The sequence below is a fragment of the Solibacillus cecembensis genome (assembly GCF_050272495.1).
Classification (GTDB): Bacteria; Bacillota; Bacilli; order Bacillales_A; family Planococcaceae; genus Solibacillus; species Solibacillus cecembensis.
Genome location: NZ_JBNNMF010000039.1, coordinates 1 through 20,640, shown reverse-complemented (window position 1 = coordinate 20,640; position 20,640 = coordinate 1). Strand labels below are relative to the sequence as shown.

Annotated in this window: 23 protein-coding genes and 1 pseudogene; 18 read left to right on the top strand and 6 right to left on the bottom strand. The window is 33.2% G+C overall.

The features are described 5' to 3' along the window. The first annotated feature begins 432 nt into the window (after positions 1 to 432). From ACQKIH_RS21290 to ACQKIH_RS21270, 5 genes are all read left to right on the top strand, one after another. On the top strand, positions 433 to 1,029 hold the full coding sequence (locus ACQKIH_RS21290; protein ID WP_427768766.1) for a TetR/AcrR family transcriptional regulator: 597 nt from the start codon (positions 433 to 435) through the stop codon (positions 1,027 to 1,029). Between the two features lie 63 nt (positions 1,030 to 1,092). Then, the gene (locus tag ACQKIH_RS21285; protein WP_427768764.1) at positions 1,093 to 2,238 is read left to right on the top strand and encodes an MFS transporter; all 1,146 of its coding nucleotides are present in this window, start codon (positions 1,093 to 1,095) and stop codon (positions 2,236 to 2,238) included. Between the two features lie 320 nt (positions 2,239 to 2,558). Then, entirely contained in the window at positions 2,559 to 2,969 is a 411-nt protein-coding gene (locus ACQKIH_RS21280; RefSeq protein WP_427768762.1) for a MarR family winged helix-turn-helix transcriptional regulator, read from the top strand. After that, positions 2,966 to 3,319: a DUF3147 family protein gene (locus ACQKIH_RS21275; RefSeq protein WP_427768760.1), complete on the top strand. Its 354-nt coding sequence runs from the start codon at positions 2,966 to 2,968 to the stop codon at positions 3,317 to 3,319. Before ACQKIH_RS21280 ends, ACQKIH_RS21275 begins: the two co-directional genes overlap by 4 nt. 103 nt (positions 3,320 to 3,422) lie before the next feature. Then, positions 3,423 to 3,860 (top strand): DUF3997 domain-containing protein, encoded by a 438-nt coding sequence (locus tag ACQKIH_RS21270; protein ID WP_427768758.1) that lies wholly within the window; start codon positions 3,423 to 3,425, stop codon positions 3,858 to 3,860. A 375-nt stretch (positions 3,861 to 4,235) separates the two neighbouring features. On the opposite strand, the gene ACQKIH_RS21265 is transcribed toward ACQKIH_RS21270, so the two are convergent. Beyond that, complete coding sequence (locus ACQKIH_RS21265) at positions 4,236 to 4,712, bottom strand: GNAT family N-acetyltransferase (protein WP_427768756.1); 477 nt, start codon at positions 4,710 to 4,712, stop codon at positions 4,236 to 4,238. 143 nt (positions 4,713 to 4,855) lie between these two features. On the opposite strand from ACQKIH_RS21265, the gene ACQKIH_RS21260 reads away from it, so the two are divergent. Next, the gene (locus ACQKIH_RS21260) at positions 4,856 to 5,290 is read left to right on the top strand and encodes a MarR family winged helix-turn-helix transcriptional regulator (protein ID WP_427768754.1); all 435 of its coding nucleotides are present in this window, start codon (positions 4,856 to 4,858) and stop codon (positions 5,288 to 5,290) included. Positions 5,291 to 5,762: 472 nt separating this feature from the next. On the opposite strand, the gene ACQKIH_RS21255 is transcribed toward ACQKIH_RS21260, so the two are convergent. Further along, positions 5,763 to 6,617, bottom strand: coding sequence for an effector binding domain-containing protein (locus ACQKIH_RS21255; protein WP_427768751.1), 855 nt, complete (start codon positions 6,615 to 6,617; stop codon positions 5,763 to 5,765). Between the two features lie 657 nt (positions 6,618 to 7,274). Between ACQKIH_RS21255 and ACQKIH_RS21250 the strand changes: the two genes are divergently transcribed. The 3 genes from ACQKIH_RS21250 to ACQKIH_RS21240 are packed head-to-tail and all read left to right on the top strand — an operon-like array spanning position 7,275 to position 8,146. Next, complete coding sequence (locus tag ACQKIH_RS21250; RefSeq protein ID WP_427767148.1) at positions 7,275 to 7,673, top strand: DUF2178 domain-containing protein; 399 nt, start codon at positions 7,275 to 7,277, stop codon at positions 7,671 to 7,673. 13 nt (positions 7,674 to 7,686) lie between these two features. Next, entirely contained in the window at positions 7,687 to 7,890 is a 204-nt protein-coding gene (locus tag ACQKIH_RS21245; protein ID WP_427768749.1) for a helix-turn-helix transcriptional regulator, read from the top strand. Between the two features lie 49 nt (positions 7,891 to 7,939). Continuing rightward, positions 7,940 to 8,146, top strand: coding sequence for a hypothetical protein (locus ACQKIH_RS21240; protein ID WP_427768746.1), 207 nt, complete (start codon positions 7,940 to 7,942; stop codon positions 8,144 to 8,146). A gap of 406 nt (positions 8,147 to 8,552) precedes the next feature. Here the strand turns inward: ACQKIH_RS21240 and ACQKIH_RS21235 are convergent, their stop codons facing one another. Together ACQKIH_RS21235 and ACQKIH_RS21230 are read right to left on the bottom strand one after the other, a co-directional pair. After that, entirely contained in the window at positions 8,553 to 10,259 is a 1,707-nt protein-coding gene (locus ACQKIH_RS21235) for a methyl-accepting chemotaxis protein (RefSeq protein WP_427768743.1), read from the bottom strand. 365 nt (positions 10,260 to 10,624) lie between these two features. Beyond that, positions 10,625 to 11,257: a GNAT family N-acetyltransferase gene (locus ACQKIH_RS21230; RefSeq protein WP_427768741.1), complete on the bottom strand. Its 633-nt coding sequence runs from the start codon at positions 11,255 to 11,257 to the stop codon at positions 10,625 to 10,627. A gap of 120 nt (positions 11,258 to 11,377) precedes the next feature. Between ACQKIH_RS21230 and ACQKIH_RS21225 the strand changes: the two are divergent. The 6 genes and pseudogenes from ACQKIH_RS21225 to ACQKIH_RS21200 all read left to right on the top strand — a co-directional run bounded on the left by ACQKIH_RS21225 (position 11,378) and on the right by ACQKIH_RS21200 (position 17,088). After that, positions 11,378 to 12,177, top strand: a pseudogene (locus ACQKIH_RS21225) (MerR family DNA-binding transcriptional regulator). Positions 12,178 to 12,757: 580 nt separating this feature from the next. Further along, the gene (locus ACQKIH_RS21220; RefSeq protein ID WP_427768738.1) at positions 12,758 to 13,183 is read left to right on the top strand and encodes a MarR family transcriptional regulator; all 426 of its coding nucleotides are present in this window, start codon (positions 12,758 to 12,760) and stop codon (positions 13,181 to 13,183) included. A gap of 117 nt (positions 13,184 to 13,300) precedes the next feature. Next, a complete protein-coding gene (locus ACQKIH_RS21215) occupies positions 13,301 to 13,915 on the top strand; it encodes a DedA family protein (RefSeq protein ID WP_427768737.1) in 615 nt (204 codons plus the stop codon). 280 nt (positions 13,916 to 14,195) lie between these two features. Then, entirely contained in the window at positions 14,196 to 14,735 is a 540-nt protein-coding gene (gene pssA / locus ACQKIH_RS21210; RefSeq protein WP_427768735.1) for a CDP-diacylglycerol--serine O-phosphatidyltransferase, read from the top strand. Next, positions 14,726 to 15,214, top strand: a complete 489-nt coding sequence (locus ACQKIH_RS21205; protein ID WP_427768733.1) for a DedA family protein — start codon at positions 14,726 to 14,728, stop codon at positions 15,212 to 15,214. The genes pssA and ACQKIH_RS21205 overlap by 10 nt, the downstream gene beginning before the upstream one ends. A 519-nt stretch (positions 15,215 to 15,733) precedes the next feature. Further along, positions 15,734 to 17,088, top strand: a protein-coding gene (locus ACQKIH_RS21200) for an IS3 family transposase (protein ID WP_427768731.1) whose coding sequence is annotated in 2 segments (ribosomal slippage) — positions 15,734 to 16,187 and positions 16,187 to 17,088 — 1,356 coding nt in all. Because the reading frame shifts where the segments join, the coding sequence is not laid out codon by codon here. Positions 17,089 to 17,516: 428 nt separating this feature from the next. Here the strand turns inward: ACQKIH_RS21200 and ACQKIH_RS21195 are convergent. Together ACQKIH_RS21195 and ACQKIH_RS21190 are read right to left on the bottom strand one after the other, a co-directional pair. Further along, the gene (locus ACQKIH_RS21195; RefSeq protein ID WP_427768768.1) at positions 17,517 to 18,770 is read right to left on the bottom strand and encodes a M56 family metallopeptidase; all 1,254 of its coding nucleotides are present in this window, start codon (positions 18,768 to 18,770) and stop codon (positions 17,517 to 17,519) included. Between the two features lie 26 nt (positions 18,771 to 18,796). Continuing rightward, on the bottom strand, positions 18,797 to 19,156 hold the full coding sequence (locus tag ACQKIH_RS21190; RefSeq protein WP_427768729.1) for a BlaI/MecI/CopY family transcriptional regulator: 360 nt from the start codon (positions 19,154 to 19,156) through the stop codon (positions 18,797 to 18,799). Between the two features lie 454 nt (positions 19,157 to 19,610). On the opposite strand from ACQKIH_RS21190, the gene ACQKIH_RS21185 reads away from it, so the two are divergent. Genes ACQKIH_RS21185 through ACQKIH_RS21175 form a run of 3 tightly spaced genes read left to right on the top strand, consistent with a single transcriptional unit; the run spans position 19,611 to position 20,483 of the window. After that, the gene (locus ACQKIH_RS21185; protein ID WP_427768727.1) at positions 19,611 to 20,009 is read left to right on the top strand and encodes a hypothetical protein; all 399 of its coding nucleotides are present in this window, start codon (positions 19,611 to 19,613) and stop codon (positions 20,007 to 20,009) included. 14 nt (positions 20,010 to 20,023) lie between these two features. Continuing rightward, positions 20,024 to 20,227, top strand: a complete 204-nt coding sequence (locus ACQKIH_RS21180; protein WP_427768725.1) for a helix-turn-helix transcriptional regulator — start codon at positions 20,024 to 20,026, stop codon at positions 20,225 to 20,227. A gap of 49 nt (positions 20,228 to 20,276) precedes the next feature. Next, positions 20,277 to 20,483, top strand: a complete 207-nt coding sequence (locus tag ACQKIH_RS21175; protein ID WP_427768724.1) for a hypothetical protein — start codon at positions 20,277 to 20,279, stop codon at positions 20,481 to 20,483. The last annotated feature ends 157 nt before the right edge of the window (positions 20,484 to 20,640 follow it).

Sequence of the window (20,640 nt, the reverse complement as noted above, 5' to 3'; positions counted from 1 at the left end):
CACTTTACTAGAGCTGTACTTTTACGAACTAATACAAATAAGTTAGAGCGTAATTTATCCAATTTAGATACAATGATAATTAAAAGTTTCGAGATTCGAATATTCAACTAACGGAGCAGGTTAGTTCAATAAGAACCGTTAAAAAACGTGCAAACTTTTTTTATGAAGACGGAATGTCAAATTACAAACTAAGAAGCCATTTTGCAATTTTTTTAAATGGCTTCTTTTTGTTTGTTATTAAATAAGGAATGGTTCAATACTTTTACTCAAACTTTATTCAAAACCTACAAGAATATCTCTTTTCCATCCAATTTTATTGGTAGACACTAGATAATCAACAGAGGAGGTTGGTTTAATATATCTTTTTATTGACCGATTGGTACAGAAAGTGTATTCTTTTAATAGTAACTTCGAAATGAAAGGAAGATATCATTGAGCAAACGTGGCAGACCGCGAGACTTCGATTACTCCTCAATCGTAGATGTTGCGATGAAAACATTTTGGATAAATGGATATGAGGGATGTTCTACGCAAAATTTATGCAGTGATACTGGTCTTGGAAAAGGTAGTTTATATAATACTTTTGGAAGTAAACATGAGCTTTATAAACAAGTGTTAGAACGCTACCATGAAAATGGGATTAGAGACCAAAAGGAAATATTAGAAAATCCAATCTCAGTTAAAGAACGGCTAAGTAATTTTTTTGCTTGGGCATTGGAAGAAGATTTTAAACATACCGATCATAGAGGGTGTTTACTTATTAACGCCGGTTTGGAACGGGCTAATCACGATCCAATGGTTGAAGAAATTGTATCAAAGCATGTGGAACTTCTTTTACAAGCTTTGGAAAGAGTAATGGAGGAAGGCTTACGAACCGGTGAAATCAAAAAAAGACAATCAGCTGTTGATTTAGCAAGCCTTTTTTTAAGCAGTTACTACGGCCTTCGTGTACTTATTACATCCATTCAAAATCGAACATTGGCTGAACAAATTATAAATGGAACAATGGAATCTATTTTTGGCGCTTAAAGCGCTCTTTTTTTAGATAAATTTTGTACCGATTGTTACAATAATGAATAGGGAGTGTCAATTTTGCCATCTATAATATATTTACTAGCTTTAACAATTTTTTCTATGACCACATCTGAATTTATGGTGGCGGGTATGATGAATGAACTTGCTAATGAATTTAGTGTTTCGATCTCATCCATTGGGTATTTAATTACCGCTTATGCAGGAGCTATGGTGATAGGAGGCCCTGTTCTAACTGCTACACTCCTTCAAATTCGTCGAAAACAAGCACTAATGGTTTTAATTGTTGTCTTTTTGATTGGCCAATCGCTAGGCGCAGTTGCTTGGAGCTATAATTTCATGATGTTAGCGCGTGTTATAACCGGCATTGCTTCATCTGCAGCTTTTGGAGTTGCCATTTCTATTTCAGCAAATTTAGTTCATCCTAACACAAGAGGAAAAGCAGCTTCGATTGTCCTTGCAGGCTTAATGTTCGCTACGGTATTAGGGTTACCAGTTACAACAATTATTTCTCAAAATTTCGGTTGGAGGATTAGTTTTTGGTTCGTTGCAATTCTTGTATTAATATCAGGAATAATGATTCATGTGTTGTTACCATCATCCTCAAAAATAGAACAGGTGAATCTGAAGGATGAATTTTCTAGTTTTAAAAATCGTCATCTCTGGGCAGCGTATTTAACGAGTATGTTGATCATTGGCGGTACGTTTGCAGCGTTTAGTTATTTTACTCCTATTTTTACAAATGTTACGGGATTTTCGAATACAAGTATTCCGTATTTACTTGCCATTTACGGCAGTGCCACAGTAATCGGAAACATTTTGATTGGTAGATTTGCTGATCGTTTTACAATGAGAATACTAGTAACTGGATTAATATTATTAATCACGGGGTTAACTCTATTTGCATTGGGTGCCGCAAATAAATACATTGCTGTCATTTCCATTGTTCTTATAGGAATGACTGGTGTAGCGATGAATCCGGCCATGGTCACACGAGTAATGAATAAAGCGGGAAGTGGGACTATGGTAAACACTGTCCATACTTCTTTTATTACGCTAGGTATTGTCATAGGTTCGTCGTTTGGAGGCATAGTGATCAACAAAGGTTATGGGTTTGTATCTCCTTTGTGGGTGGGGGCTTGTTTAGCCACTTTAGGTTTATTTTCATTAATACCATATTTGCGTAAGAGAAATACTGATTGTTAACATAGGAACTAATAGAAACCATTCTTCCGGTTAGTTTGAAAAACTTAAATAACTGTTTTAGTTTATGGCTGTTTTCTAAAAGATAGTTGCTATTCAACTAACGGGGGCTTTAGCTAAACAAGACCATCATTTCGATGGTCTATTTTTACGCCTAAAACATCAAGTAGGCTTCGGTGATCCATTGTGAAATGTTACACTTAAACTAACGGGGCAGGTTAGTTTAATAAGAGATTCCGATTTGTATGTACAAAAACAACCTCTTTACTTTATATCGTTATATACGATACAATCGTAATTGACGATATAAAGGAGTGGTATTTATGAACAGTAAAGTTTCACTATTAAATCAATATTGGACAGATATTTATTTCCATTTACATTATCTTCATAAAGAAAAAATCTCTCATCAAGTGGTCCGTATTCTTCAACTTGTAGATAAACAGGATGAGATAGGAGTAAATGAAATTGCTTCATTCATACAGGTTTCTCATAATACTGCCTCGGAACACGTTAAAAGAATGATTGAAAAGAACTATTTAATAAAGGGGAGAGATCCTCTTGATGAAAGAAAAGTAATTCTTTGTCTAACGGATTTTGGTAAAGAAGTTTTACATAGAAATACTAGTTTAGATGAAGAAAAATTAGAACAAGTGTTGAATCAACTTGATGACAATGAAAAGAATTTAGTAGAACAAGCCCTAAAAATCTTAAGTGATCGTGCAAAACAATGAATGTGATAACGAAAATTATTGTTTCAGCAATCGTTATTGGTGTTGTTACGGAGATTTCAAGAAGATTTCCTTCATATGGAGGAATAATAGCTGCATTTCCTTTAGTAAGTTTACTAAGCATTATATGGCTGTATGTCCAAGGGGAGCAAACAGCAATGTTAAGCAAGTTTACATTAGGGGTACTTTGGGGATTACCTGCAACTGCTGTTTTATTAGTAATCGTTTATATAGCCTTGCAAAACTCCGTTCATTTATTTATATCTATTGGTTTAGGAGTATGTGGCTTGTTGATATTTTTATTGATTCAAGATCTTGCTATAAAATACGTTAGAGTTCTGTTCTTCAACTAAGGGGGGCTTTAGCAGAACAAGGCTGCCTTTAAGGGTAGCTTTTTCTTATTAAACTAACGAAGCAGTTTAGTGAAACAGCAATATTTGTAAATGAGGTGGTTAATTGTTTAATAAACACATTTTTCGCTATTTAGTAATGGTGTTTATTTCCTTGATAATGTTAACAGGTTGTGCGGGATTGGCAGATTATAGCTTAGACCTCCCTGGAAATTATTCTATTGTAAGAACTTCTGCTCACCAAGTAAAGGTAGCACCAAAAATTAGTGAATCGCATTGGGGGAGTGATGTTATTCCAACAAAAGTCACCGAGGTGGCTTGGGATGACAACTATATTCTTGCAAAGCAACTTGGTTTAGTAAACGACCCGAAAAGTAGTAATGGCTATCAAATTCCCAATAATGACGATGTACATTTTTGGATATTAGAGATTAAAAGTGGAGAGGTATTTGGACCTCTTGATGAAGTTAATTTTGTAGAAAAAAAGAATGAGTTTGATATTTCAGAGAGTGTGATTCTAAAGAAAATTGAAGACTTGAAATAGCTGATGTTTTTTTCACTAACGGGGGCTTTAGCTAAACAAGACCATCATTTCGATGGTCTATTTTTACGCCTAAAACATCAAGTAGGCTTCGGTGATCCATTGTGAAATGTTACACTTAAACTAACGGGGCAGTTTAGTTGAATAGTGTTGTTTAACTTGTGTTCAACAATCGAGCCAGATTGTGGAGGAAAGTAAACACAAATTTATTTTATAATGCAATTGAGATTATGAAGTATTCCACTTAAATTAACAATCAGTTTGTTAAGTACAACCTTTCACAAAGTTTCAAAAAAGCCGACCTCCATATTTTTGGAAGGTGGCTTTTTTCTATATATTTACTTTTAGTTATAATCGATTTAATGGACTTCTTATGGACTAATTCATATCTTTTAAATACCATGTATCCATAGCAGAGTGTTCAGAACCTGGGAGTGGTTCATGTAAAAGTATAAAACCAAATTTTTCATATAATATACATGCCGCTTTTAATTCATGCATTGTTTCTAAATAGCATTTTTCATAATGTTTAAAGGCAAATGACAAAGCTGTTTCCATTAGTTTCTTGGAAAGCCCTAAACCTTGGGCTTGTGGACTTAAGTATAGCTTTTGTAATTCGCAAACTTTATCATGTTCGTTAAACGGTGCTATACCAATTCCACCAACAACTTCTCCTTCCATTTCTACTACCCAATAGTTCGCATGTTTTAAATTATTATAATATTGGTGAAGGTCGTTAAGTTGCGGATCAAAATAAGCTGACCCAGGAATCGCTAATCCAAGTGATTTTAATGAATCTTGTATAATTTCTTTTACTTTTGCGTTGTCTTCTTTTTTAATTTCTCGAATAATCATATACAATCTCCTTCAATTAGGTCTTAATAAAGATTACGACAGATTTTTGAAAATAGTATATCTAAAACGTTGACTTAGTCCACGTTTTAGATATACAGTTATATTAATATCAAATGTGGACTATGTCAACTAAAGGGGAATATATGGATAAAGAAATTATTTATGATATTAGACAATTCAATCGGTTTTATACAAAGATACTTGGTTTATTTAATAATCAACTTCTAGATACAGATTATTCATTAACCGAAGCACGAATACTATTTGAAATAAGCGAGAGAACTGAGTGTATTGCGAATAATCTCGTGCAAGAACTTAATATTGATAGAAGCTATATGAGCAGAATTTTACGTAAATTGGAGAGGGAAGAATTAATAGAGAAAAAAAGCTCAACAATAGACAGTAGAAAAAATCTCCTGTTTTTGACGAGAAAAGGGGAAGAACTGCTAGGTAAAATTAACAATCAGTCAGATGAACAAGTAAATCAATTGTTTAATGGACTAACTGATAGTGAGATTAATGAAATTCGCAATTCGATGATGGTAATAAAAGGGAAATTAGATAATAATAAACTTTGAAAATTATTTTGAAATCGAGTCTTTAGTTAATGGGCGCGATTGTTGAAAAGCGTCTCTGTTCTTATTCAACTAACGGGGGCTTTAGTTAAACAAGACCATCATTTCGATGGTCTATTTTTACGTCCAAAACATCAGGTGGATTTCGGCAATCCATTTTTGAAATGTTACACTTAAACTAACGCAGCAGCGCTACAAGTTTTATCATAAGCATTAATGTGTGAAAAGACAAAGAAGTAAACAGCCTCTCACAAAAAAAAACGGTGAATAATCCAGGCCTATTTATTTTCATCGTATCATTTATTTTTATGGGATATAGCGTGTCTATATAAATATTAGTTTATTCAAAGATGAGGCCTCCTTGACTCGTTTGGTCTCTGATAACCCTCCGTTTAGTATCGGAAAGGATATCTAGCCTCTATTCAAAAATCCCACTAGTCGTTTTGGCATCGACTAATGGGACATCTATTTTAAATTATTTTAATGGAACCCAAATTTCTGAATAGCAATCTGGACTGAATGGATTATCTTCTGTATACAATTCGAACTCTGGAGTACCTGCATGTTGATATCCGTTAGCAGGGAACCATTCAGAAAAAATTTGTTTCCAAACTTTTGTCATTGCATCAGGCATTGGACCATGTACTTCAAAAACACCCCATTTAGAAGCTGGAAGTTCGATTACTTCAAATCCTTCTTTAACGTCACCTGCATATTCTGTAGCAACCCAATAGTCAATTTTCTCATTAGGTTTTGCTACACATATACCAAGAACTCCTTTAATTTTTCCATTATTAATTTGTGCTAGCTTGTCAGTAGTGCCATCACCATTTAATTCATCCCACATTTTGGGAATTCCGATTAAATTGCCATTATTCTCAAGTAAAAATTCTTTTTTTACACCTATTGCTTGGAAGCCTTCACGTTCTAAGATTTGATATTTCATTGGTTCTGCCCCTCTCAATCTCACCTCTATTACGAGGCGGTTATATGATTTGATCTTGCCAATATTTTTCCTAGCGTCACTTGGTGAAACCTCATGCTGACGCCTAAAGGCTTTTGAAAAAGCCTCGGGAGTGTCATAGCCGTACTTAAATGCAAGGTCGATAATCTTACTGTCTGTTCTTTTTAACTCGTCTGCTGCCAAAGTCAATCTTCTTCGCCGAATATATTCACCTACTGAAATCTCTGTTAATAATCCAAATGTTCGTTGAAAATTGAATGCAGAAGAGTTTGCTTCATTTGCAATGTCCACTATCGAAATTTCTTTTAATAAATTTTCTTCGATATAGTCAATTGCTTTTTGTAACGATTCTAACCAAGCTGACATGCTTTTTCCTCCTTAATTAAATAGTAAAATTATTTCACTTTAAATACCTGTCTTTAAATGCTCTGTTCTGTCAGGATTTATTTCTATAAATAATTTTATCGTTAAATTCACCAAAATAAAGGAAAATCCTAAAAGTTATATTGAAATTAATTTTTTAAGTAATGTGTAAAAATAATCTACTAGATTTTGACTGGGGGGCAATACTTGCTTTTTCGGCAGGAATCTCACAGGAACAGCAAAAAAGTAGCGTTTGAAATCCTTCGATCATTCGATGGGGCGTTTAACATAATGAGTGGAATAGACGAAGAATTGGTAAAAATTAAAGACTTAAAATAGAGATGTATTAAAAGAACCCTACTTTCTGGGTTCTTTTTTTAAATACCTAAAAGATTGTGAAAAGATGTACTTAAAGTAACGGGGGCTTTACTTGAAGATCATTGAGTTGCATAATGCAGCTCTTTTTTTCTTTATTAAACTAACGAAGCAGGTTAGTTTAACACTTTTATAACTAAAATGGTTCAAATGATGAAATATTTTGGTACTTTAAATGCCATTATTAACCACTTGACGATTGGCTAGTAAAAAAGTTAATATGAAATTAACTTCACGTGAAACAAACTTCACTAAGGGGGAATAAGTTGGTTAGGAGAGGTATATTTGAAAAATCTATTCATGCAGCGACTTTTAGTATCAATCTTATTAATAGTAATTGGGTTCATTCAGGTAATTCTCGATGCATCAGTAGGATTTAATAATGGCTATATCACAGTATTGTTAGGTGGAATAATTTTATTGTTCTCAACAATTTCTATCATTAAATCCCGAAAGAATAAATCAATAGAAAAAGAATTAGCAAAGGAATATGACGAAAGAGATGCCTTAATTGACGGAAAGGTTGCTCGCTTCACCTTGTATATCCTGATACCCGAAATTTTAATTCTTATGTTTTTAACTAATTTTGTGCTAATTCCATCAAATATTGCATTATTTATTATTTTAATATCTTTAATGATTATTGAATTCGGATCTAGAAAATATTATACTCATGTCCTTTAATTAGGAGGTATTTATGGAAAATAGAGTAAAAGAATTACGAATAGAACATGGAATAACGCAACAAGATTTAGCTGATAAAGTAAGTGTATCTTCAAGAACAATCATCTCATTAGAAAAACAAAAATATAATCCATCTGTACTACTTGCATATAAAATAGCTTCAGTTTTTAATTTATCAATTGAAGAAACTTTTATTTTTGATGAGGATGACAAATAACACATTTCATAAAGATACACATATAAAATAAACAACGGAGGAATATAAATTGTATATTATAGGACTTATTTTTGGGATAGTTTTAGTAGTTTGGGGTATTTATCGTATGAGAACAGATGATGGCTTATTTGGAAAAAATCAAAAAAACAAAAACTTATTCAATTTACTTTTAATGGGTGAAGCTTCAGGGATAGGACAATTTTTGGGTGGAATTATCTTAATAATTGCAGTGATTATTGGATTTTTTGTGAAGTAGAAATAAATATGACCAAGTAAAAGTTTGTGAAAGAAAATACTTAAGCTAACGGGGGCTTTAGTGCAACAAGGATTTCAAATGGTCCCCAAACGACCGTTTTGGGGGTTATACTTCAACTAACGGAGCAGCGCGACAAATTTTGTTATAAGCATTAATGTGTGAAAAAACAAGGGATTTCTACGGAAATCCTAACTTTATAACCGAGGATAGGAATGACAAAACCATGTATTTTGAAACTATCCCATTAATACTCCTGCATGCGTCATAATGGACAGATTATGGGGTCTGAAGCTCAGGTAAAGTCGGCAGAACAAAGGCTGAAGCAAAAGGTATGCCAATGAAAAGAAGCGGTTTAGATCAAAAAATGATCTAGCCACTTCTTAATTATATGACTTATATAATCATATTAAACTCGGAATTGAGCTGCCAAGTCTCTTAACTCTTCTGCCAAGTTTGCAAGTGCATAAGCAGATGATGAAATTTCCTCCATTGATGCCATTTGTTCTTCAGACCTAGCAGAAATACTCTCTGTGCCGGCTGTAGTGGATTTAGTTATGGAGTGGATCGTATTCATACTACCAACAATTTCTTCAGTTCCTGCTGCCATTTGCTCGACCGCTGCAGATACTTCTTCTACTTGCATCGTAACATTTTGAATGGCACCTTGAATTGAAGCGAAAGTTGTACGTGTATTTTCTGTTGTTTTAATCCCTTCTTTAACTTCCGTTGTTACTAACTTCATTGATTCAACAGCCTTATGAGTATCTTTCTGTGTCTCTGAAATCAACGCTTCAATTTGGTTTGAAGAAACAGCAGACTGTTCTGCTAGTTTCCTGACCTCATCTGCAACTACCGCAAAACCCTTACCATGATCCCCAGCACGTGCAGCCTCAATGGCAGCATTTAAAGCAAGTAAATTAGTTTGTTCGGCAATCGCTGTAATCGAATCAATAATTTGACCAATTTCATTAGAACGTTTTCCTAACAAGTCGACAACTTCAGATAAGCCTTTTACTCGTTCTGTGATGTCCAACATTTGTTGATTCATTTGATTCGCTGCATTTATACCATTTATCACCAAGGACAATGAATCTCCTGAAAGTTCGCTTACAGCTTGAGCATTTCCAGCCACTTGTTGAACACCTGTTGAAAGCTCATTGACGGTATTGAATGTGTTAGAAACATTATTTAGTTGCTCTACTGATCCATGAGCGATAGTTTCCATCGTATTCACAACCATCACTGTTGCCTTTGTAGTTTCTGCTGCATTAACATTCAATTCTTCAGATGCTGCGGCTACATGATTAGCAGTTTCAGTGACTTTTGTTACCGTATTACGAATATTATTAATCATCGAATTAAAAGATTGAGTTAATTGACCGATTTCATCCTTGGATGAATAGGTACCTTGCACAGTCAAATCACCGTCGCCTGCCTTTAACATATTAACCTGCAACTCTTTAACTGGATTTACAATTAAACGTACAATCCATGTTGCCAATGTAATAAAGAAAATAATAGCTACAACAGAGAGAATGGCAGAAATAAGCATAGTAGTGAATAGACTTTGTTTATTTGCTTCATTCAGCTGTTCGGCACCTTCAGAACATAGAGTCATAATATTGCGTGCATCACTTGCCATATTCTCACCAAAATCAGCTAAAGTTGTGGTGTACATAGAATAGGCTTCGTCGTTTTGGTTCTGACTAGCCAAATCAATAACATCTGCCATTGCGCTCAAATAACCCTCGGTATTAGATTTAAGAGATTCTAACAGTTTTTGTTCATCTTCAATTCCATTGTAAGAGGCTTCGAATTTCACGATTGAGTCTTTAATACTTTCAGCCCTATCTGAGATGTTTGTCTGTAGGTCGGCATTACGATTTGCATCCGTAGTAATCATGAGCTCTAAAACGAAAGAATCCATCGCACGAATGTCAGTTCGAATTTGTCCGATATATTGAATTGGCAAAAGTGATTCGTCGTACATTTCGCTGGATTTTTCTGCCATATCGTTTATGTAGTAAAAACCACCACCTGAAATAATTAGCAAAAAAATAACAGCGGACGTAATGAGAGTTAGAATTTTCTTTTTAATTGAAAAGTTTTTCAAAATAATTTCCTCCATTGGTTCAACTATCCCAAAAGTCCCAAAAGCCCCATATACTAATAACTTTGGATATATTGAGTAATTCATATTTTGTAATATTATACTACATTAAATTTATAATAAGAGAAGAGAGAATTATGGGATTTTTATTACGAAAAATAAAGGGTTACCTCCAAGTTGTTTATAGGTATACAATACCCGTTTTTCAACTTAAAGGCGTTTATATTTGTCTCACTTTATGGGTCAGTTCCCTGCATAGACGGTTCTTTTTCTTGATAAACTAACGCAGCAAGTTAGCCTAACAAGGTGTTTGTTTTTCCAATCGTATCATAAGTAAGTGATACGATTTTCTGTGAAAATATTTATACTTAATTGAAGTCAAAACCATATAGAAATATTTTAAATTTCTCTTGGCTTGAATCCAAATCTATTTCCTTTTCATTTAAACGTTTAAAGTTTTGGCTATCATAAAATCCATAGTTACATCTAGTATCTGTATATAGATACATAGATTCTACCTCCATACTTTGCATATAATTAGATAAATTATGAATCAAAGCCTTGCCAACACCAAGCCCTCTTGATTCTTCAGATACAATAAATAGTTGTACACAACCTTGAAAAGAGTCCTCTTTTCCTTGGATAATTTCTTTATAAATTTCTTGAATTTTTATAAATTCTTTAAATGTTTTTTTATTCTCTTTGTTAGTTAGCATTATCTTGAAAAATGCAGAGGCAGTGACTAAAACACTATGAGACTTAGGAAGGCGATTCTTATCCTTCTTTGTACTACCTAAAATAACACCAATAACCTTGTTATCTTTCACAGCAACTTTACTAAAGGAACTTTCTAAGATACAACCATGCAGATAAATATTTAATATTGAATCTAAAAATTTCTTATCCACAATAAAATCATCAAATCCAAATGCATCACAAATCAATTCTTTAACACGTTCATAATCTTTTTTCGTTAACTCTCTATACGTTAAGTTATTCACCTTTAAACACTATCCTTTCAATTCATTAAAGTTATTGTTACTAGCCTATAGATATAATAAAATATCCCCTAAGGGTAGAGTCTACAATGAAACATGTGGGAACATAAGGGGGTGATTGTGGTGGGAAATTTATTTTCTATTGGAGAAGTTGCTAAAATCAAAGGAATTACAATAAAAGCTTTACGATATTATCATAAGGTAGGTATTCTTATTCCTATATATATCGACGAGTCAACTGGTTTTAGATACTATTCCATAGATCAGTTTATTTCTATAGATATTATAAAAGGGTGCAGGGTTATAGGGGTTAGCATAGCGGAACTTCAAGAAGTTTTTAAGAAATGTAATACTGATGAGCTATTAGAGTTTCTAAAAATAAAAAAATATGAAGCACAAGAAAATATAAATAAGATGAAAGAAGTAATTAAAAATATTGATGATATTAATACTTTTGTAGAGTATTCTAAGGATATATTAAATAATAGTGAAATAAATATCGAAGTTTTAGAAGAGCGTTATGTAATTTTTGCTCCATGTAAAGAAGTAGGCAGCTTAAAGGAATTACTTTCTTATTCTGATTTAGATAAGGTTATAACAGATAAAAAATTTAAGATGACTATGGAGAGAGGAATAATATATCATTTTAATAGTAATGGGGATGCAGAACCGAAATATGTATTTAATGGACTAAACCAAATAATATAGAAGTTGATGATAGTGTAATGATATTACCTAAGGGAAAGTATTTAACTTTAGCTTATAGCAAGGATGACGAGAAGGGAAATATAAACAAAATACTTAATTATATAAAAGTAAATAATATAAATGTTAAAAGCTGTATTGAAGTAGAATTGTTCAATGATTTCTTTGATACAGAAAACTATAGTTGTCAGATTCAAATGCTAATAGAAGAGGATTAGTTTAGTTAATCCAGCTAATAGTTTGTGAAATATTACACTTCAACTCCCATGAAAGAACGTCATAATCCTTCATTCTCTGTGGTGTAGCGCTGATTTTGCGCTACATGTATGGCGGGGGCGTTAAGTTGAAGAAAGAACTATTTAAAGACAATTAAAAAGGATAGGTTCTACTATGGTAGGACCTATCCACTTACTTAAACCCACCAACACCCATGTGCTGCTACATACACTCGACATACTGTGAAGCTGTCGTGTGTTTAGAATTAGTTTAATTTATTTATTAATAAATATGGCTGTGCCGAAAATCCAATTTTTATTGGACTTTCGGCACAGCTTTTTGAATTGTAGATGATTGTCGGGGATGTATTTGCACCCGGTGCCGGTTATTGGGGAACAATAAATAATTACTTTTTATTCTCTTTGCTAGATATCATTAACTTGGAATTGTCATAAAACAATCTTTTTATAGTAATTAATTATTTTTCTATACGATTTGACAATGAAAGCTATTTATTTTAACATAAACTTAAATAATTTTAATTAAAATATTTTAAGTTTAATGCGGAAAGGGCGATAAAATGTGTTGAATGAACTTTTTGAGGATTTTTATATGAAACTTACTATGAATTTTTATAAAAAGGCAGCTCACGGCCAAACAGTAGAGATTGAAAATATAAGTACTGCAGAAATGGCATGCCTTGAAGTTGTATATTTTTTAGAAAATCCCACTTATAGCGAACTTTCAGAGTTTTTTAATATATCACAGCCGAACGTAACATATAGAATTAACAAATTGATTAAAAAAGGCTATCTTAAAAAATTCAATGATGAAAAAGATAAACGTGTATATTACCTTCAAGTAACAGATAAATTTATGAAGTATTACTGTATTAATGATAACTATATTAATAATATAATTATAAATTTGAAAAAAAAATGTACCGCAGAGGAAATGGAGCAATTTGCTAAAGTTCTAAAAATACTAACAAAAGAAGCTATGGATTAATTACAGATGGAGCAGAAATTTGCAAAAGATTTCGATCGTGATGATTGGGCAACGCCAAATTTGATTGTTAAGAATATGGAAAATCTATTAAGAAAATAGTTACCTTGGAGAGATGTCATGGAATGGTTAAATGAGTTATTTCAACAATATGGATACTATGTCGTATTAGTTGGATTGATGTTAGAATATATTGCTCTTCCATTTCCGGGAGAGCCAACATTAGTTTATGCAGGGTACTTAGCACATACGGGGGATTTAAACCTTCTGATATTAATTTTGCTATCGTTTATTGGGACAAGTGTTGGGATAACAATTCAGTACTTTCTAGGTAATAAACTTGGAATGCCGTTTGTACAAAAGTATGGAAAATATGTGTTTTTAACTCAAAAAAAAATTGATTTAACGAAAATATGGTTTGATAAATATGGATACTTCTTGCTTTTCATTGGATTCTTCATTCCAGGTGTACGTCATTTTACTGGATACTTTGCAGGAATAATCAATTTATCATTTCGCCGTTTTGCAATCATAATTTATTCAGGTGCTTTGTTTTGGGTATCTTTCTTCTTAATTGGGGGTCACTTGTTAGGTGAAAAATTGCAATATATCTTTAATACGATGGGACAACACATAGGGGAGATCATTTTTGGCGTTATTGTAATTGCAGTTATTATGTTAGTCATTCGTTTCCGGGAAAAATTGAAACGTTTATTTGTTCAAAACAAGAATTAATTTGGAATCTATTCTATGTGAAAAATTAGAAGCCTCTTGAACAGTATTTTGGAGATTTATTTCACATCAATGATTCTTATAGAAAAAGATGTTGATATATGAAGAATTAAAAGTTGTACTTAATTTTACTGTTTACTTAAATACCTTTCACAATATAATTAGCAGTTTGTTGAGAAGTCGAGAAATGAAACGTGATCAGGTCTCTATTATTCAAGGTGGAACTGTAAGACTGTTTTTTATCCATTGTGTTGATTTGAATTAATTGGAGGTTTATTATACTGTGAAACTTATACCCTGTATGATTACAATTGGAAACTTTATTTGCGGACTTCTTGCAATTTACTCTTTGTTATTTCATGATATCTATGCTGCAGCAATTTTTATTTTTGTTGGTATGCTTTTTGACTTTTTCGATGGTATGGTCGCACGGAAGCTAAACGCCGTTTCGGATATCGGGAAAGAGCTTGATTCTTTTGCTGATTTAATCACGTTTGGTGTGGCTCCTTCTATACTCGCTTACAATGTAGCATTGCATAGTCTTTCGTATATTGGGATTTTGTGTACGCTGACATTTGGCATTTGTGGAATGATTCGCCTATCTAGATTTAATATTCATCAAAGCGATTCTCCAACATTCATTGGAATGCCGATTCCACTCGCAGGAATACTTCTTGTTTTATTAAGTTTCATGAGTAGCAATAACTCAATCGTATTAGCTTTAGCAACATGTGGGCTTTCATATTTGATGGTGAGCAAAGTTAAGTTTCCACATTTTAAAAAACTTACAGTTGAAAATCCAGAGGCAAGAGGATGGGAATAATTCAGGATTTAATAGCATCTTATGGGTATCTAGCAATTTTTTTTGTATTGGTTCTTGGAATCTTTGGTATTCCGATACCCGATGAAGTTCTATTGATGATTGTTGGTTATTTTACAAATATTCATGTGCTGAATTATGAACTGGCTATTTTTATTAGTTTTGCAGGAGCCTTTATAGGGGTGACGATTAGTTATATAATTGGGAGAAAAGCTGGTCGTCCTTTAATAGTTAAGTATGGAAAATGGATAGGGCTGAAAGAAAAGAGAGTGATGAAAGTAGAAAGCTGGATGAAGAAATACGGGGCGTATTCACTTATTTTCGGATACTTCATTCCTGGTTTTAGGCAGGTAATCTGTTGTTTTGCAGGAATCAGTAAAATGGAATTAAAAACGTTTATTACATTTTCTGCGATTGGTTCTTTTTTATGGAGTTTCACTTTCATTACAATTGGAAAGTCCATTGGAATTATTCATGACTAATACTAGCACATTCCCTAATTGAGGTATCACCCCATATTTGTCAACTTAAGAAGTTTATAATACTCAAAGTGAAAAAATGTACAATTTTGTAGCTTTGTAAAATGATTGATTATTTATAAAAAAGATTGGTAATTTGTAAAGTTTGATTTTTTTATTGGATATTTATATTACTATAAAGATTTTGTAGAACTGCACTTCAACTAACGAAGCAGGTTAGTTTAAACTTGTGTTCAACAATCGGACCATATTGTGGAGTAACAGTCTTTTATGCAATGTTACCAAACGATGGTTTGGGAAGGTTATACTTCAACTAACGGACCAAACGTCAGAACATGACAGATTTTATAAAAAGTGCTGTATTTATTTTGTTAGGCGTTTTAGGAATAGCAGCTTATGGGCTTATGATTACCTATATTTAGGTAAACGGGGGCTTTAGTGTAACAAACATTTCAAAATGTGCCCAAACATCAACTGCACCCCATTTGTTAGACACATCTAACAAGGAGGTGCGGTTTTTCTATGGCTAAAATGAGTCCTGAAGATAAATTAGCAGCGGTTCAACGATATGTAAATGGCAAGGAAAGTTCAAGAACAGTCGCTGCGGATTTCGGTATTTCACATCGTTATTTATTAGGTTTAGTGAAACAATATCAGCACAATGGCGTAGAGGTTTTTGTCAGACGATATACAAACTATACAAAAGCATTTAAACTAGACGTACTTAACTATATGGCTGAACATGGTACGTCCTTTAATGAAACAGCTGCGTTCTTTAATATTGCAGGTGCCTCATCGATACAGAATTGGAAAAAACAATTCGAAACTTTAGGAGAAGATTCCCTTCAGCCAAAGAAAAAGGGGCGTTTATCCATGAAAAAAGAAACGAACAAACAATCAAAACAAGCACCAGTAGAAGGTTCCCCTGAAGCACTTCAAGCAGAGATCAACCGTCTACGCATGGAAAACGAGTATTTAAAAAAGTTGAATGCCTTAGTTCAAGCCAAGGAAAAATCACCAAAGAAGACAAAGTAAAGGTCATCTATGAATTAAGGCATAAATACTCGGTGAAGGCGCTTGTGGCATTCGCAGAAATCAAACGCAGCACGTACTATAATCTAGTGAAGAAGATGAATCGACCAGATCGAGACGCTGATTTAAAGGCCGACATTCAAGGGATTTACAACGAACACGAGGGTCGTTACGGCTACCGTCATATTCGTGATGAGCTGGCGAATCATGGGCAAAAGGTAAATCACAAGAAGGTTCAACGCATCATGAAAGAGCTTGGATTAAGGTGTTTAGTACGCATGAAAAAATATAAATCGTATAAAGGGACGGTTGGTGAAATCGCCCCAAATATTTTAGAACGCAATTTTACAGCAGAAGCACCAAATGAAAAATGGGCAACGGATATTACAGAGTTTAAATTATTTGGCGAGAAGCTTTATTTATCGCCTGTTTTAGATTTATTTAACGGCGAGATTATCACGTACACGATTGGCTCTAGACCGACATTTTTACTTGTTTCAGACATGTTAGAAAAGGCTTTAGACCGCTTACCTGCGGACCATCAGCTACTGATGCATTCCGATCAGGGCTGGCATTATCAAATGAAGCAATATCGCCATGCGCTCCAATCAAGAGGCATTGTGCAAAGTATGTCGCGTAAAGGCAACTGTTACGATAATTCAGTGATGGAGAATTTCTTTGGGATACTAAAATCAGAATTCCTTTACTTAAAAGAATTTGAAAGTATCGAGCACTTTAAAGAAGAGCTAGAAAAATATATACATTATTACAACACGAAACGAATTAAGGCAAAATTAAAATTGAGCCCGGTGCAATACCGAACACAATTTACTCAAGCTGCCTAAATGAAATAACCGTGTCTAACTTTTAGGGGTCACTTCAACATCGCTTTGGGTGCATTTTCTTCTTCAACTAACGCGGCAGGTTAGTTCAATAAGAAAAAAATACAGTCATAAGGTGGGAAATGGAAAAAACTAATAGTTACACTTATTTTGGAATAGAGAGTAAATGAGAGGTTTGAGATAAAATGATTGTTTAGGAGACAGTCATCCTTTTTACTCTTCTTCCACAACTTAAATTTAAAAACCTTGTTTACTAGCTGATCGAGAAGAGCTTGGAAAACACAGCGCCTATCTCCGTCTTGAAACGTTCTTTTCGTTTGACTTGGCAAGAGTAACAAAGTGGAAGGCATTTGAGTTTTATTATGAAATAACGATGGAGTAAATGAAAAGACTAGTTCCGGATTTCAGGACTAGTCTTTTGAGTAATTTATTTATTCTTCATTAGTCGAGATTACACGTGGTTCCATCGTACTGTTTGATACATCACTAACTACACTTCGTTTTTTCTCTTCATTTGATGCGATTACACGTGGTTCCATCGTACTATTTGATGCATCAGTAACTACACTTCGTTTTTTCTCTTCATTTGTTGAGATTACACGTGGTTCCATCGTACTATTTGATACATCAGTAACTACACTTCGTTTTTTCTCTTCATTTGTTGAGATTACGCGTGGTTCTATCGTACTATTTGGTACATTAGTAACAATAACTACATTTCGTTCTTTGCCTTCTTTCAGCGTTGGTGGCTCTTGGCCAGTTGCAGCAAAGACGGTCATCCCTCCAATGACTAATGTACATGCTAATGCTGTTCCTAAAACCGACTTTTTCTTTAAGGTCATAATGGACACTATCCTTTCTTCAATCTCATTTTTACTAAAATGATTACAAAGCGGCGTAACCGTATAGGTTTCATCTGCCATATTGATGAGAGACAGTGCATATGCTGACTTTGCCTTATCTCCAAACCGTCTAATAACCCTTTCGTCGCAAGACAATTCAATGTCTCTGTTTACTAAAAAATACATTAGCCAAACTAATGGATTAAACCAATGCAAAGCTACCATAATCGTTAAAATTACTTTCCACAAAACGTCAAAGCGTTTAATATGAATTAATTCATGCGTGAGAATAAACTGAATACTTTCAGCGACTTCCCAATTTGTTGATTTCGGCAATAAGATGACTGGTTTAAGGATCCCATATGTTAACGGGGTTGTAATTCTATCTGATACTGCGATTTGAATCGTTCTTTTTAACTTATGATCGTTTAGCCATTGATCGAGATACTCATTATTCTTCACTGGGATGGCTGTTTGAAATTCTTTATAAAATCTAACATAGGCCAGTATAAAGAATAGCAAAACCCCTATACCCCCACATACCCAAAGGTACTGAACGAAATCGCTTGTCATTAAAAGCAAAAGCTGATGATAGAACGTGTTTGATGTTTGAACGATTTCAATTGTATTGAGTAAAATTTCCGAATCATTTGAGTGAGGCGTAACAAATAAGTTTTTCAGCATAGGCTGTATGCTCAACTTTGAATAAAAAGAGTAGGGGATGAGTAGTTTAAATGCAACGATTCCCCAAAGAATTAAAATTGTTTGCTTTGGCACTTTGTTTCTTACTAACCTCCTCATCAATAGCACAATTATTAGGAGGAGAGATGCGTCTACACTCATATTGAAAATACTCATATCATAATTCCTCACTCAAGATCTTTAACAATTTGCTTTAATTTATCGATTTCACTTGCAGTCATTTTTTTCTTGTCTAGTAAGGATGCGAATAGTAAAGATTTAGAACCATTAAATACTTTATCAATCAATTCCGTCGTTTCTTGTTCTTGTATCTGTTCTTTTTTGATGAGTGGATGACAGATAAAATTAGGTTCAATTCTTTCAATGGCCCTTTTTTTTATACATTTTTTGATGACTGTATAGGTGGTATTTTTATTCCAACCTATTCGTTCGTTTAACATGTGTGAGAGCTGTTTAGCTGTCAAATCGCCTTCTTCCCATAAAATATTCATGACTTGTAATTCCGAATCAAACAATTTAACTTGCATACGCGCATGCTCCTTTTCTTAAGTGGACTATTGCAATAGTTTGCCACACACTAATACTACTGCGATAGTCTGTAATTGTCAATACTATTGAGATAGTCTGCAGGAGTCAATCCATTTTAAGGGCACAATTATACGCATAAATTAACCTTTGGATACTGTGTATAAACCCATTTATAATTCAATAAAAGCTTAGTAAGGTCTTCTTCGATAATGGCTCTTTACGAATCGGTTACCCTTTTTGTTTTATTCATCTCTTTTTTTACTCTTGTTCAACTAAAGAGGCAGTTTAGTTGAACAATCTTAATACTAAAATTGTTCAAATGATGAAAGATTCCTTAACTTAAAGATCTATTATTTACCAGTTGATATTTGTTTTAAAAAAGGGAATTATGAAGTTAACTTCACATGAAGGGAACTTCACTTAAAGAGAATAATTTAGTTAGGAGAGGTACATTTGAAAAATCTATTTATACAGCGACTTTTATCAGCAACCTTAATATTACTATTGGGGTTCATTCAAATAAATCTCGATGCATCAGAAGGATTTAATTTTGGTTATGCCATGTTATTCATAGGCGGAATAATCTTGCTAATTTCAATGATTTCTTATATTAAATCCCGTAATAATAAATCGTTGGAAAACGAAATGTTAAAGGAATATGATGAAAGAGATATTTTAATTGATGGAAAAGTTGCTCACTCTTCGATGCATTTTTTGATGTATGAAATTTTAATTATTATGTTTTTAACTAATTTTGTGGTAATCCCTACAAATACTGCATTAGTAATTGTTTTAATATCTTTAATAATTAGTGAATTTTGTTCTAGAAAATATTATAATCATGCCCTTTGATTAAGGTGGAATTTATGGAAAATAGAGTGAAAGAATTACGAGTAGAATATGGAATAACGCAACAAGAATTAGCTGATAAAGTAAGTGTATCTTCTAGAACAATCATCTCATTAGAAAAACAAAAGTATAATCCGTCTGTGCTACTTGCGTATAAAATAGCTTCAGTTTTTAATTTATCAATTGAAGAAACTTTTATTTTCGATGAGGATGATAAATAATACATTTCATTAAGATGCACATATTAAAAAAACAACGGAGGAATGAAAAATGATTTTTATACTATTTATTTTTGGAATAGTTTTAACAGTCTGGGGTCTTTATCGTATGAAAACAGATGATGGTTTATTTGGAAAAAAACAGAAAAATAAAAACATATTCAATTTAATATTACTGGGACAAGCTTCAGGTATAGGACAATTTTTAAGTGGAATTCTGTGTATTATAATAGGAATTATCGCATTTGTTATGAAGTAGTAATTACTAATAAATGCGATTTCCCACTGAAAGATTGTGAATATATTCACTTAAACTAACGAGGGCTTTAGCAGAATAAGGCTGCCTTTGGGGTAGCTTTATGTTATTGAACTAACGGAGCAGTTTAGTCAATCTTGAAAATAAAGTATCAATAAAG

Coding starts and splice junctions, on each gene's coding strand:
- ACQKIH_RS21280 (WP_427768762.1), top strand. CDS start 2,559: ATGAACAGTAAAGTTTCACTATTAAATCAATATTGGACAGATATTTAT.
- ACQKIH_RS21275 (WP_427768760.1), top strand. CDS start 2,966: ATGAATGTGATAACGAAAATTATTGTTTCAGCAATCGTTATTGGTGTT.
- ACQKIH_RS21265 (WP_427768756.1), bottom strand. CDS start 4,712: ATGATTATTCGAGAAATTAAAAAAGAAGACAACGCAAAAGTAAAAGAA.
- ACQKIH_RS21260 (WP_427768754.1), top strand. CDS start 4,856: ATGGATAAAGAAATTATTTATGATATTAGACAATTCAATCGGTTTTAT.
- ACQKIH_RS21255 (WP_427768751.1), bottom strand. CDS start 6,617: ATGTCAGCTTGGTTAGAATCGTTACAAAAAGCAATTGACTATATCGAA.
- ACQKIH_RS21245 (WP_427768749.1), top strand. CDS start 7,687: ATGGAAAATAGAGTAAAAGAATTACGAATAGAACATGGAATAACGCAA.
- ACQKIH_RS21215 (WP_427768737.1), top strand. CDS start 13,301: ATGGAATGGTTAAATGAGTTATTTCAACAATATGGATACTATGTCGTA.
- ACQKIH_RS21205 (WP_427768733.1), top strand. CDS start 14,726: ATGGGAATAATTCAGGATTTAATAGCATCTTATGGGTATCTAGCAATT.
- ACQKIH_RS21195 (WP_427768768.1), bottom strand. CDS start 18,770: ATGAGTGTAGACGCATCTCTCCTCCTAATAATTGTGCTATTGATGAGG.
- ACQKIH_RS21190 (WP_427768729.1), bottom strand. CDS start 19,156: ATGCAAGTTAAATTGTTTGATTCGGAATTACAAGTCATGAATATTTTA.
- ACQKIH_RS21180 (WP_427768725.1), top strand. CDS start 20,024: ATGGAAAATAGAGTGAAAGAATTACGAGTAGAATATGGAATAACGCAA.
- ACQKIH_RS21175 (WP_427768724.1), top strand. CDS start 20,277: ATGATTTTTATACTATTTATTTTTGGAATAGTTTTAACAGTCTGGGGT.